Here is a 12,781-nt window from a genome sequence, read left to right as displayed (position 1 = left end):
AAGCGGCCATTTTCATTTACTCAATTCAGCGATCACAATTTTTTCATCGGTCGGCCAGGCTCACTCCACAATACGTGGTACTTCTCCTGCTCAGGCTTGTCCACACGTGAGAAAGTGTGCGCGCCGAAGAAATCGCGTTGCGCCTGCAGCAGGTTTGCCGGCAGGGATTCACGGCGGAAGGCATCGTAGTAGCTGAGCGCCGAGGACAGTGCCGGAACCGGGATACCACCGATGGTGGCGTCGGCCACTGCACGGCGCCAGTTTCCCTGGTGCTCGGCAATCTGCTGGATAAAGAAATCGTCCAGCAGCAAGTTGGACAGCTTCACATCGCGCTCGTAAGCATCGCTGATGGACTGTAGGAATACGGCGCGAATGATACAGCCGGCACGCCAGATTCTGGCAATTTCGGCGAAGTTCAATTCCCAGCCCTGCTCCCTTGCCGCCAGCTTCATCAGGTCGAAACCCTGAGCGTAAACGCAAATCTTCGCGCAGTAGAGAGCATCGTGCAGCTGCTCAATGACTTCCTTGCGTCTTTCTTCCGCAACCGGGGAAATTTCCGGGCCGATCAGCTTTTTCGCGGCGCGCCCGCGCAATATCTTGCGGGTGGAAAGCGAGCGGGCAAATACCGCTTCCGCAATGCTTGGTGCCGGGCAGCCGACTTCCAGCGCGCTTACCGCCGTCCACAGGCCGGTACCCTTCTGGCCCGCGCGATCAAGAATCACGTCGACCAGCGGCTCGCCGGTTTCCGAATCACGGGTGTCCAGGACTTCAGCACTGATATCGATCAGGTAACTGTTCAGCACGCCCTTGTTCCACTCACGGAATACGGCAGCAATTTCGCTGGGGGTCATTTCCAGCGCACTGCGCATCACGTCGTACACTTCGCAGATCATCTGCATATCGGCGTACTCGATGCCGTTATGCACCATTTTTACGAAGTGACCAGAGCCGATAGGGCCGATATAGGCGGCACAGGGCTCGCCCTCTTTCACAGGGTTGCCCGGCTCGAAACGCTCGATTGGCTGGCCGCTCGCGGGATCAACTTTTGCGGCGATCGCATGCCAGACCGGCTCGATGCGCGCCCAGGCATAGCGATCACCACTGGGCATCAGGGACGGCCCGAAACGTGCCCCGACTTCACCGCCAGAAACTGCCGTGGTGAAGAAGATAAGCTTGCCCTCGTAGCGCTTGCAGCGCTGCACCGAGTCGGTCCACAGGCTGTTGCCAGTGTCGATCACGATATCGTCGGCTTGCAGTCCGGCATCCAGCAGCTTGTTGCAGACATCATCGACCGGGGCGCCGGCGGGCACCGACAGAATCACCAGATGGGGCGCCTTGGTGCGGGACAGTAGCTCGGTGTAGGAGTTACACACCTCAACACGCGGAGGCTGATCACCACGCTCTTTGGCATCCTGCTCCAACAGATCTTCCAGACGGCTGTGGTCTAGATCGAAGGCACACACGCGGTATCCATTGTCCGCCAGGTTGAGGATCAGGTTCTTCCCCATTACGCCGGCGCCAATAAAGCCGATATCGCATTGCGTTTCTGACATGTAGTTCTCCAGTGCGCAGGAATCTTGTGTTGCTGCGGGGCTCGCCCGAACACCGCTGCTTGCTCAAAGGGCGCGGAGTATAGCAATCGAAAGAGCGCTGCGGGAGCGCATTTTGACACTGCGGCCATTGTAGTAGCACCGCGGGGCATTCACCGGTTTCTCACACTGGGGCTGCGAGGGTACACTTCCGCCCTGACCGACGAGCCGAGAACTATTCTTGAGCCGTTTCATGCTTTTAAGAGACTTATGACGATGCCCGAGCAGTCCCCAACGTTGAAACCGGCACGCTTCAATGCCCCCTGGAGCAAAGAGCTGAAGCTACTGACGCTTCTGGCCAGTGTCATTCTGATCGGGATCAGCACGCTTCTATTGGTAAAGGAGCCCGAGCAGTCCCCCCCCTTGTACCACCTCGGTATCTGGCTACCACTGGTACTTCTGGTGCTGAGCGCGCTGTTTACCGTAAGGGGATATCAACTGGAGGGGGACCAGCTACTGGTTTTGCGCCTGGGGTGGCGCAGCCGGGTCTCATTGCGGGGGCTGCAATCGGTAACCATTGATGCGAAGGCGATGGATGGGTCTGTCAAGCTATTCGGCAACGGCGGACTGTTCAGTTATCTGGGCCTGTTTCGCAACAAAAGGCTTGGGCGCTATCGTGCCTACGCCACAGACGCGGCCAAGGCCGTTGTGATTAAACTTCCAACATCGACGGTGGTGGTTACCCCAGACAAACCGCAACTCTTTGTGCAGGTCGCACAGAAACTGATAGGTTCCACAGGGTCCTCCTGATACCCGTATCAAGCCCTTCCGGCCGAAGCTATACCACCAGAAGCCTTGCCACCAGAAGCTATGCCACCAAATACTGGCGCTGAACTACACTCAGTGAATGCAAACATACAGCGACGATCCGAATAGACAGCACACTATTCCACGCCTGCACATTGCTGTGCTCATCTGTCTGCTAGTGGCGAGCTGGTCGAGTTTGGCCGGGGAATCGCGTAGCGAACCCCTGCAGTTTGCCAAGGGCGCCACCGGCGCTTCTGTTTCCGGAAAAATCCAGGGCTATGACGGCGTCAACTACACCCTTTCCGCAAAGGCAGGGCAGCAGATGACGATAACGCTCACTTCCCCTCATACCGCCACCTACTTCAACGTTTACGGCCCTGGTACAGGCCCCGGCGATGCGGCGATCTACATTGGATCAATCAAAGGCGAGCGTTTTTCCCAAAAGCTCCCCATCAGTGGCACTTACACGATTCAGGTCTACATGATGCGGAGTGCGGCACGTCGTAACGAGTCAGCACCGTTTACGCTGCAGGTGGAAATAGATAGCAAACGCAGCAGTCGTTCACGCAAGGAGAAAAACCCAAGTCGCCTCGCGGCGTCATTTGACCCGGAGTCTGACGGGAGTTAACGTCTGGGTACTTGAGCATCTACCCCAGCATCCACCCGAGAAATGGAATTCTTGAACACCATGAAACCCCTGTTGCCCGCGCTCTCACTCATCATTTTTACACTTCTGCCCTCCTCGAGCACGCTCGCCGGAGACTGCGTGATTCTGTTGCACGGCCTCGCCAAGTCCGACCATTCCATGCACAAGCTGGATTCGGCACTTGCCGAGGCAGGGTTCGCTACCGTCAACGTGGATTACCCCTCCACCGATCACCCCATCGAAAAGCTGGCGGGCCCTGCGATTGCGCCCGCTTTGGACCACTGTGCGGAGCTGACCAGCAAAGAGCACAACCAATCTAAGGTACATTTTGTTACCCATTCCATGGGCGGCATTCTAGTTCGCCAGTACCTCGGCAATGTGAAAGTCGAAAACCTTGGGCGGGTGGTGATGCTCGGCCCACCCAATGGCGGTAGCGAAGTCGTGGACAACCTGGGAAGCTTTCCGGGGTTTCAGTTTATGTTTGGCGAAGCGGGACTACAGCTAGGCACAGGCAAAATGAGCGTGCCCAACAAATTAGGTGCTGCGAACTTTGAGCTCGGTATTATCGCCGGTACCCGCAGTATCAACCCGATTCTCTCAAGCATGCTGCCGGAAAAGGATGACGGGAAAGTCACCGTTGCCAGGATCCGCTTGAAGGGAATGAAAGACCACATTGAGATGCCTGTCACTCACGTGTTCATGATGAAAAATCGCAAAGTGATCGAGCAGGTGATTCACTTTCTAAAGCGCGGCCAATTCGTGCGTAAAAGCGCTGCAAAATCCGACTAACTGGCACAGGTCCAACCTACACTGAGATCCTTACGCTTTGTTTCAGCGGGATTTCTTGTGCAAAAAATCAGTGTCCTATCAGCAATGCTAACGCTCCTCGTTAGCGGGTTTCTATTCACGAGCAACGCGATTTCTTTCCCAATTGTGGCGGTCGTTGCAGACTCATCGAATCCTAACCCCCTCCATGCCGCAGAAAAAAGCAACCGGAACGCTAATCGCCCGGTAAACACAACCAACTTGATAACACGGAAAAGAGTGCAGCTAAGTGATGGAGTAGCAAACGATATCCCCCCTGCAACTGCTACCAGTGAAACAGACAGCAAACACCAAGGGAAAGAGCTGAAAGGGAAAGATCCAGCGAGAAGAGTTACCGGTGTCGCATCAGTTTCCACCAGCATCAATGGTCAACAAAAGATTGAGTATTTGATTGACGGAAAAACCGGCCAATCTCTCGAGCTGAACGTGCGTAGCAGCAATGAGCGCGTCGGATACAACCTTTCCGCACCTGCAGCGCCGCGGGCCCTTTACCGGGGCCATGGCGCACACTCTACACATCGTGTCACCCTACCCCGGGATGGCACCTACCGGCTGCTACTGTTCCTTACCGAGCCCGCAGCCAATAATGGCGAGCGTGCAGACTTCTCTCTAGAGATCCGCTTACGCAACCCGGGCTGACCCCAATCACGCAAGCGGGGCAATACTTCAGCCGATTTTACGGATGCCTACCGCTTCGCGAAGTTTTGCCAGGAAAGGCGCGGAGTAGGCACGGGCTTTTTCTGCGCCCTTCTCCAGCTCAACCTCAATCTGGGCAGGGTTGGCCAGCAGCGCCTCGTAACGCTCGCGGGCATCCCCCACCTGGCCGTTGATCAGTTCAAACAGCTGCTTTTTGGCCTCTCCCCAGGCAATACCGTCAGCAAATGCCTGACGCATTTCGGCGGTCTGCTCCGGAGTGGCAAATGCCTGCCAGATCTGGAAGACCGTTGAGGTATCCGCATCCTTCGGCTCGCCGGGTTCCAGCAGGTTGGTCTTGATCTTGTTGATGTGCTTCTTCAGCTTCTTCTCGGGCAGGAACAGTGGAATCGTATTACCATAGCTCTTGCTCATTTTTCGCCCATCGAGCCCCTGCAAGACGGATACGTGCTCGTCCACCACGGCTTCCGGCAGCGCGAAATGCTCGCCGTAGTGGTGATTGAACCGCGCGGCAATATCACGCGCCATCTCGATATGCTGGATCTGGTCCTTGCCCACCGGAACCTTGTTTGCGTTGAACATAAGAATGTCCGCCGCCATCAGGATCGGGTAGCTGTACAGGCCCATATTGATGCCGAAGTCGGAGTCCTGGCCGTCATCGCGGTTAGCGTCGACCGCCGCCTTGTACGCGTGCGCACGATTCATCAGACCCTTGGCGGTCTGGCAGGTCAGCAGCCAGGTAAGTTCTGGAATCTCCACGATGTCGGACTGGCGGTAAAACACCACATTGTCGGTATTCAGCCCCAGTGCCAGCCAGGTCGCGGCAATTTCCAGGGTGGACTGGTGCACCTGCTCCGGATCCTGACACTTGATCAGCGCGTGGTAATCCGCCAGGAAGTAGAACGACTGGTTGTCAGCGTCCTGGCTGGCCTCAATTGCTGGGCGTATCGCGCCCACATAGTTACCCAGGTGAGGGGTGCCTGTCGTCGTAATCCCGGTAAGAACCCGCTGTTTCTTCATAGCTGTGAACATTCCAACTGAAAACTTGTATCCGGCGCACTCATTGCGCGGGGCGCTATGATACCGGCTTAACGATTCAGACTAAACCAGCCAGATAATGTATCGAGTACTATCACCAATAGAGCGTTAGAGTCCGCGCGCAGCTCGTATTGCGTTCTCGTAGGGCTGCCGCCAGTTATCCCAACCATAGTGGGCCATCGACACTGGCTCCAGTGTCCCTCCCCGCTGCTTTATCGATTGCAGGGCCAACAGCCGCCGCACAGCCGCTGCCTCCGACGCATACAAGCAGGATCCTGGGTAGATTTCAGGATAAGCCATGGAATGCGGCACGAGCGGGACAGCGCCGAGGGCTGTTGCCTCCATTACCGCCAACCCCTGAAACTCGTGATACGCCGTGGATAGAAACACATCACTCTCGGCGAGCACCTTGCGATACACCTCAAGGCTGTCAACAAAACCTATCTTCAGTAAACGATGCGCAAATCGATTTTGAATTTCTATTAGCTGAGATGGCACTTTGCGAAACGACTGCCCGAGTAAATTAAGCTGGTACTCGACTCCGGCAGCCTCCAACCGCTCCAAAATACTCAGCAGGCGATCCGCCCCTTTATCGTATTCCCAACGCGCTGCCCAGCTAATGGTGAAGCAATCCGACTTCCCGCCCCTGCCATAGGCGGAATCAAACAGTTCCTGCTCCAGCGGTACCGGCATCACCAGACTACGGGTGGCGACATGCTCTACCACCTGAGGAGGGACGCAATCCGGTAGCTTGTTCAGAAGTGCCGCCGCACCCTCAAGAAAGGTGCGGCGATTGAACTCAGAGTTGAACACAACGCGATCGCCACACAAGGCGGTGTATAGATTGAGTATTTGTGGCTCCACCGACTGGTGAGCGAGACCGGTTTTCGGATAGGCAAACTGGTTTTCGTGAAAGTAAACCAATGTAGGCGTGTTCGCCAGAGCCGGAACCAACCCGCGCAGTGCGGACAGATCGGTCATTGATGTTGCGATCAGTAAGTCGTATGGCTGCTTGAGAGTCGCCCGTTCCGGGCCCATCGCCCAGCTCAGGCTATTGCCGCGGATACGCCAACTGAAATAGCGTGGCGGCAAGGTGAGCACCGTCCATTCCCAGCCGGGGAAGGCGTCCACCAGCCCGCGACGCCACCGTTTGTGACTTTCTGCATCGTAGGCTGACAGCAGTAAAATTCGCATCAGTCGAACTTGCGCACATTCTCCAGGCGGGCGAACAGGCTGGACGTGTCCCAACGCCCCCCGCCCAGCGCCTGCACCTCGCTATAAAACTGGTCTACAAGCGCAGTCACCGGCAATAAAGCCCCATTACGGCGCGCCTCATCCTGAACGATTGCCAGATCTTTACGCATCCAATCCACGGCAAAGCCGTGCTCGTAATCGCCTGCAAGCATGGTTTGGTAGCGGTTTTCCATTTGCCAGCTTTGTGCAGCACCCTTGGAAATCACTTCCACTACCTGCTCCGGATCGAGGCCTGCGGCGCGGGCAAAGTGCAGCCCTTCCGACAACCCTTGTACCAATCCGGCAATGCATATCTGGTTCACCATCTTGCACAACTGACCACTGCCCACCGGCCCCAGCAGGTTGACTGCACGTGCATAACAGTCCAACAAAGGTTTGGCTTTGTGAAAATCCACCTCACTACCACCGGCCATAATGGTGAGCGCGCCGTTTTCGGCACCCGCCTGACCACCGGATACCGGAGCATCCAGAAACCCAAGCTGGTGTTCGGTCGCCTTGTCTGCCAGTTCCCGCGCAACATTGGCAGACGCTGTGGTGTGATCCACAAACAGGGTCCCCGGCGCCATGCCGGCAAACGCACCGTCTGGCCCCACCGTTACCTGACGCAGATCATCATCGTTACCGACACAGGCAAAAACGATTTCAGCCCCTTCTGCGGCCTTGGCAGGCGTCGCAAACGCTTCCCCCTGATACGCTTCAAGCCATTGGCTGGCCCGGCTTCCGGTACGGTTGTAGATCTGAACCTGGTACCCGGCCCGGGAAAGGTACCCCGCCATGGGGTAGCCCATGACACCAAGGCCGATAAACGCGACAGTTGTCTTCATTGTTACTCCAGGTTCGATGTGAAACGATTCTATGCTGTGACCGGACTAGCTACTGGCGGATTCAGGCAGAGACAATCAGCCAGATCAAAACCGCTCCCAACAGCAAGCGATAAATGGCGAAAGGTGCCATACCGATGCGGCTAATAAACTGCAGGAAAAAGTGGATACACAGATAGGCGCTAATACCGGACAGGATCACGCCCAGGAAAATACTACCCCAGGGCACCGCTTGCGCATCGAGAAGCTCAAGGGTCAGCAGCAGCGCACTCAGGGCGATAACCGGGATCGACATCAGGAAAGAGAAGCGTGCTGCCGCTTCCCGTTTCATACCCAACATCAACCCGGCCGTCATGGTAATTCCGGAGCGCGAAGTCCCGGGGATGAGCGCAAGGGCCTGCGCGGCGCCGATCATCAGCGCCTTTTTCCAGTTCAGCTTCGCCAAACCATCGAGCCTTTTACCATGAACGTCTGCCCACCACAGCAACAGGCCGAAGATAATCGTGGTCGCCGCGATCACGGCGGATGAGCGCAGGTGGGTTTCGATAAAATCTTTAAACGCGAGGCCCACCAACCCGGCGGGAATGGTAGCCAGAACGATGAGCCAGGCGAGCCGCCCCTCATCGCTGAACTGCCCGGTTTTAAAGCCACCAAGGCCATCGCGAATCAAATGCCAAACGTCCTTGCGGAAATAAATAAGTACCGCCATCAAGGAACCGAAATGCACGGCCACATCAAACGCCAGTCCCTGATCCGGCCAACCCAGTACCTGATTCGGTAAGATCAAATGCGCGGAGCTGGAAATGGGCAAAAATTCGGTAATTCCCTGGATGAGTGCGAGGATGACAATCTGAAAGGTTTCCATACTATTTCAACTGCATAAAACAATTATTTGGATGGTCGAATCCGCTCGCGCTTTTTCCAGGTAACTTCGTTACGCAGGTAGGCGGGTTGAAGTGTGTCGGCGGAGACCTGCTTCCCTTGCTGCCACAAGTCGGCAGCGAGCACAGCAATATCCTGCGCGTGAATACCAGCATCCAGCTGCAGTGCCTGAGGGTTCAACGCGGCAAGCTCTGGGTAGCTCCAACCGGGACCTGCCGCGAGCAGCGCAGATTCACCGCGTTCCACGTCGGACTTATCCGCTGTCAGATAGCCGGCAGATTCTAAAGAAGCAATTACTTGCTCCGGGGATGACACCTGATCTGGCAACAGCGCGTGCCCGGGATTAGCCACATCATACAGGCCCCAATACACCTCTTGCATACGGGCATCCAGTGCGGCCAAAACAGGCATTTCTAATACCGCCCATTGCGGATTCTCTCGCACCGCACCCAGAGCCAGTGCAGCCAGGCTCGAAACAGGGACGACAGGAAGGTTCGCAGAGAACGCCAGCCCCTGTACGCAGCTAATCGCAATTCGCAGGCCAGTAAACGAGCCGGGGCCTTGGCTCACGGCCAGGCTGTCCAGCTGACCAAGGCTGTATCCGCTCTCCCCCAATACCTGCTCCACCATGGGCAGTAGCCTGCGGGTATGATCACGCTCGGCCCGGACAAACGTCTCTTTCACTTGCCCCTGGTCATACAGGGCCACAGAACAGGCTCCGGAGGTAGTATCGACAGCCAGGATTTTCAACGGATAAGGCCCCATTTCGGTGATATCAAAGTAAACGGCTACAAACGCCGCCGGCCATGGATATCCGACGCGCTGCTGGCTGCAGGCACGTAGGAACTTGGCCAAAGGGATTGGGGACGAATTGTGGCATGGCCAGCGGCAAACGCAACCGGCGAGACGGGGAAATAAAAAAGCCCCGGGGCTTGGGCCCCGGGGCTCTCATCACAGTCTAGCCCCCATGCGCCTGTGCAAGGGGTTGCCAGTCAAGCCTTCTTCGGTGGACGACCGCGGCGCGCGCCGGCTTTTTTGGCCGTTGCCTTTGGCGGACGCCCACGGCGGGCAGCTTTCTTCGGTGCCGACTTGGCTGCTTTCTTGGTTACGTTCTTCGCTGCTTTCTTGGCTGTTTTCTTAGCGGGCTTCTTGGCCGTTGCCTTTTTCGCTGCAGCCTTCTTGGGGCGCCCTAAGGCTTTTTTTATCGCCGCTTTGGCGGCAGATTTCTTGGCCGCAATTTTCTTTTTCGCCTTCTTCGCGACCTTTTTCGCTTCAGCCTTGGCTTTGGCCAGGGCTTTCTTCTCTAGAGCCTTGGCCTTAGCGGCCGCCTTCTTGGCCGCGGCTTTCACCTTGGCCGTTGCCTTCTTCTCGGCGGCTTTTACTTTCTTGGCATCCGCCTTGGCCCGCGTCTTTTTCCAGCGCGCCTCAAATGCCTTTAATGCCTTATCCAAATCCTTGTCGGCATTAGTAGACAACTTCTCTGCCAAACCTGAAACAGCCTTCTTCGCCGACTCTTCCGCCTGACGAACGGAATCCATCGCGTTTGCCTTGGCAAGACCGAGTTTTGCCACCGCCAGCTTGGCGCGCAGCTCACGCAACTTGCTATTGGCAGAGGCGAGTGAATTCTTTGCTGCTGCGGTATTGGATTTTTGTACCCGGGCGCGCGCTTTGCCTACACGATCCAACTGCGCATCCAGAGCTTTCGCCGCAGAATCAACCGCTTTCTGCGCTTTGGTTACCACCGGTGAGGCGGTAGCTGCGGCTTTGGCGGCCGGTTTTGCTACCCGTTTTGCCTTGGCCTTTTTCTTTGCGACTCGTGCCATCCCTAGTCTCCTTTCTCTATATGAGAAGTCACTGTGAACACTGAAGTGTGTTTCGACCAACTTTGAACAATTGAGAGCAGCCCAGCCATTAAAAATGACGCGGCTGTATCAAAGTTAATAAAAAAAGGAGGGTTTGCAAGAAAAAAAGATTAAAAACAACCAAAAAACACAAAATTATTGGATATTTTTTGGGTTTCAACGGATTTTTTACAAATTTCCCGTTGAAACCTCACACGAAATAGTCAGGCGGACGCCGTATTAGGAAAAGAAAATTTTAAAACTTATGCATTCGTTTGATGTGAAACGGCCGCGGGCAATCGATCACGCACAATGGCCTCCAGGGCCTGTATATGATCCACACGGGCGTTCAATGCTGGAATATATCGATACTCCGCTCCACCCGCATCAATAAAGTTAGCGCGATTCTCCACCGCGATTTCTTCCAGAGTCTCCAAACAATCTGCCGAAAACGCCGGACAAATGACATCGACACTGGCAACGCCGTTTTGCCCCCACTCAATCAGAGTTTTATCGGTATAGGGCTGCAACCACTCCGCTTTACCAAAGCGGGATTGAAAAGTGATTTCCCATTTGTCTCTCGGAAGCTGCAGGGATTCCGCCAGGAGTTCCGCGGTGCCGCAGCAATGCTGGTAATACGGGTCGCCCTTGCGGACATTCGCCTTGGGAATCCCGTGAAAAGACATCAGGAGCTTTTCTGCGGCACCGTGTTTTGCCCAATGTTCACGTACAGAATTCGCCAACGCCGTAATATACCCAGGGTGTTGCCAGTATTCGTGCACCACCGAGATATCGGGAACATTGCGCGATCCACGTATGATGTCTGCCACCTGATCGTAGATAGCGCCCGTAGTGGTCGCGGAGTATTGCGGGTAAAGCGGCAAGAGGGTGAACCCAGATACGCCCTCCTCCTGCAGCCGTGTCACCGTCTCTTTCAGGGACGGAGCCCCGTAGGTCATCGCGTAGGTGACGGTAAATTGCCCCTGTGCGACAGCATCGAGTCGCTGCTGCAAAAGGGCCACCTGTCGCTGTGTGTAATAGGTGATTGGCGATCCGGTAACGGCCTCACCGTCGAGCCCCTGCCCCCATATCTCGCGATACGCCGGAGCGATCTTGGCCGGCCGAAACGGCAGAATGAACAAATTCAGAATCATCGCCCACACTGGACGAGGAATTTCTACAACCCGCGGGTCGGACAGGAAATCCCTGAGAAACTGCCGCACCCCACTTGGGGTCGGTTCCGCTGGGGTACCCAGGTTCATCAGGATAATCGCGTGCGCCATGTTGCAATTGGCTCCTTTTGGTCGTGCAGGCCCCACTTGAGGTGTCTGCAGGCTAGCCAATGTAGCGCAGTCACCAAGCCGAGTTCAGCGAAATTTTACTAGCTTATGGTTCGCGGTAAACCCATTGGTGGTGGGGTCAATTACCTTGAGATAGATAGAACCAGATCCCTATACACCGCGATCATCCGTTTGGATTAACCTCTGCGGGAAAATGTCGCTGCATAAAAAAAGCTCCCGAAGGAGCTTTGTGTTACTGCACAGCATTACCGTAAAGGTGCAAAAGCAGCGCGAAACAGTATGTGCAGCTACCGGAGAGAGCACGGAGCTTAGCTCAGCGCTTCAATCACTTTTTCGCGAATCTCATCCATGGAGCCTACGCCTTCTACCTTGCTGCACTTCGGCGCAGTTTCCGGCGCACGCTGCGCCAGCTCACGATAGAAACCAACCAGCGGTTCAGTCTGCTCATGATAAACCGACAGACGATTGCGCACGGTTTCTTCGGTGTCGTCGGCGCGCTGTACCAGCGCCTCACCGGTTACATCGTCCACCCCTTCGCTCTTCGGCGGGTTGTACACCAGGTGGTATACACGGCCAGAACCTTCGTGCACACGACGGCCAGACAGGCGTTGAACGATTTCTTCATCATCAACGGCAATCTCAAGCACATTGTCGATAGACACATCGGCATCCAGCAACGCCTGGGCCTGAGGAATAGTGCGAGGGAATCCGTCGAACAGGAAGCCGTTTGCGCAGTCGTCCTGAGCAATACGCTCCTTGACCAGGGCAATAATCAGATCGTCGGAAACCAGCTTGCCTGCAGCCATAACGTCTTTGGCTTCCAATCCCAGCGGAGTGCCGGCCTTGACGGCAGCGCGCAACATGTCGCCAGTAGAAATCTGAGGAATTCCAAACTTCTCGGTGATGAACTGGGCTTGAGTCCCTTTACCGGCGCCAGGCGCGCCCAGAAGTATGATTCGCATAAACAGATAGTCTCCAGATCATGCCGAGGCCGTTATTGGTTGTTCCGGACAGGTGATTCCGGCGGCGCCCCGAGAAAAGAGCGCTACCTTACACTTTGCCCCAACACAGAACAAGCCCGCATGTGGTCAGGCCGAATTTGGTAATTTTTTTACAATTTGGCCATCAATTAAAGCAGACCGCCACCAAAATGGCGAAAATTTAAACAGAAAAACCAAGACGT

General features: G+C 55.7%; 13 protein-coding genes. 4 read left to right on the top strand and 9 right to left on the bottom strand.

The genetic code is table 11. The features are described 5' to 3' along the window. Positions 1-32 precede the first annotated feature (32 nt). A complete protein-coding gene (gene gndA / locus LCM31_RS08400) occupies positions 33-1,553 on the bottom strand; it encodes an NADP-dependent phosphogluconate dehydrogenase (protein ID WP_224869103.1) in 1,521 nt (506 codons plus the stop codon). A 252-nt stretch (positions 1,554-1,805) separates the two neighbouring features. Here gndA and LCM31_RS08395 point away from each other — a divergent pair, with 252 nt between their 5' ends. The 4 genes from LCM31_RS08395 to LCM31_RS08380 all read left to right on the top strand — a co-directional run bounded on the left by LCM31_RS08395 (position 1,806) and on the right by LCM31_RS08380 (position 4,446). Continuing rightward, entirely contained in the window at positions 1,806-2,339 is a 534-nt protein-coding gene (locus LCM31_RS08395) for a PH domain-containing protein (RefSeq protein WP_224869101.1), read from the top strand. A 97-nt stretch (positions 2,340-2,436) separates the two neighbouring features. Beyond that, the gene (locus LCM31_RS08390; protein ID WP_224869100.1) at positions 2,437-2,964 is read left to right on the top strand and encodes a hypothetical protein; all 528 of its coding nucleotides are present in this window, start codon (positions 2,437-2,439) and stop codon (positions 2,962-2,964) included. A 42-nt stretch (positions 2,965-3,006) separates the two neighbouring features. Next, positions 3,007-3,771 (top strand): esterase/lipase family protein, encoded by a 765-nt coding sequence (locus LCM31_RS08385; protein ID WP_224869097.1) that lies wholly within the window; start codon positions 3,007-3,009, stop codon positions 3,769-3,771. Positions 3,772-4,026: 255 nt separating this feature from the next. Further along, positions 4,027-4,446, top strand: a complete 420-nt coding sequence (locus LCM31_RS08380) for a hypothetical protein (RefSeq protein ID WP_224869095.1) — start codon at positions 4,027-4,029, stop codon at positions 4,444-4,446. 27 nt (positions 4,447-4,473) lie between these two features. On the opposite strand, the gene LCM31_RS08375 is transcribed toward LCM31_RS08380, so the two are convergent. The 8 genes from LCM31_RS08375 to adk form a co-directional block, all read right to left on the bottom strand. Then, entirely contained in the window at positions 4,474-5,481 is a 1,008-nt protein-coding gene (locus tag LCM31_RS08375) for a tryptophan--tRNA ligase (RefSeq protein WP_224869093.1), read from the bottom strand. Positions 5,482-5,607: 126 nt separating this feature from the next. After that, complete coding sequence (locus tag LCM31_RS08370) at positions 5,608-6,693, bottom strand: tRNA-queuosine alpha-mannosyltransferase domain-containing protein (RefSeq protein ID WP_224869091.1); 1,086 nt, start codon at positions 6,691-6,693, stop codon at positions 5,608-5,610. Then, on the bottom strand, positions 6,693-7,577 hold the full coding sequence (locus tag LCM31_RS08365; RefSeq protein WP_224869089.1) for an NAD(P)-dependent oxidoreductase: 885 nt from the start codon (positions 7,575-7,577) through the stop codon (positions 6,693-6,695). Before LCM31_RS08365 ends, LCM31_RS08370 begins: the two co-directional genes overlap by 1 nt. Before the next feature lie 61 nt (positions 7,578-7,638). Beyond that, entirely contained in the window at positions 7,639-8,439 is an 801-nt protein-coding gene (locus tag LCM31_RS08360; RefSeq protein ID WP_224869087.1) for an undecaprenyl-diphosphate phosphatase, read from the bottom strand. 23 nt (positions 8,440-8,462) lie between these two features. After that, positions 8,463-9,311, bottom strand: a complete 849-nt coding sequence (gene tsaB, locus LCM31_RS08355; protein ID WP_224869085.1) for a tRNA (adenosine(37)-N6)-threonylcarbamoyltransferase complex dimerization subunit type 1 TsaB — start codon at positions 9,309-9,311, stop codon at positions 8,463-8,465. 137 nt (positions 9,312-9,448) lie between these two features. Further along, the gene (locus LCM31_RS08350) at positions 9,449-10,279 is read right to left on the bottom strand and encodes a hypothetical protein (protein ID WP_224869083.1); all 831 of its coding nucleotides are present in this window, start codon (positions 10,277-10,279) and stop codon (positions 9,449-9,451) included. 281 nt (positions 10,280-10,560) lie between these two features. Next, positions 10,561-11,580: a ferrochelatase gene (gene hemH / locus LCM31_RS08345; protein WP_224869081.1), complete on the bottom strand. Its 1,020-nt coding sequence runs from the start codon at positions 11,578-11,580 to the stop codon at positions 10,561-10,563. Positions 11,581-11,906: 326 nt separating this feature from the next. Next, the gene (gene adk / locus LCM31_RS08340) at positions 11,907-12,560 is read right to left on the bottom strand and encodes an adenylate kinase (protein ID WP_224869080.1); all 654 of its coding nucleotides are present in this window, start codon (positions 12,558-12,560) and stop codon (positions 11,907-11,909) included. Between the last annotated feature and the right edge of the window lie 221 nt (positions 12,561-12,781).

The organism is Microbulbifer agarilyticus (genome assembly GCF_020171345.1).
Classification (GTDB): Bacteria; Pseudomonadota; Gammaproteobacteria; order Pseudomonadales; family Cellvibrionaceae; genus Microbulbifer; species Microbulbifer agarilyticus_D.
Note: the sequence above shows the minus strand (reverse complement) of the source record. Positions and strands in the feature narration are given on the sequence as shown.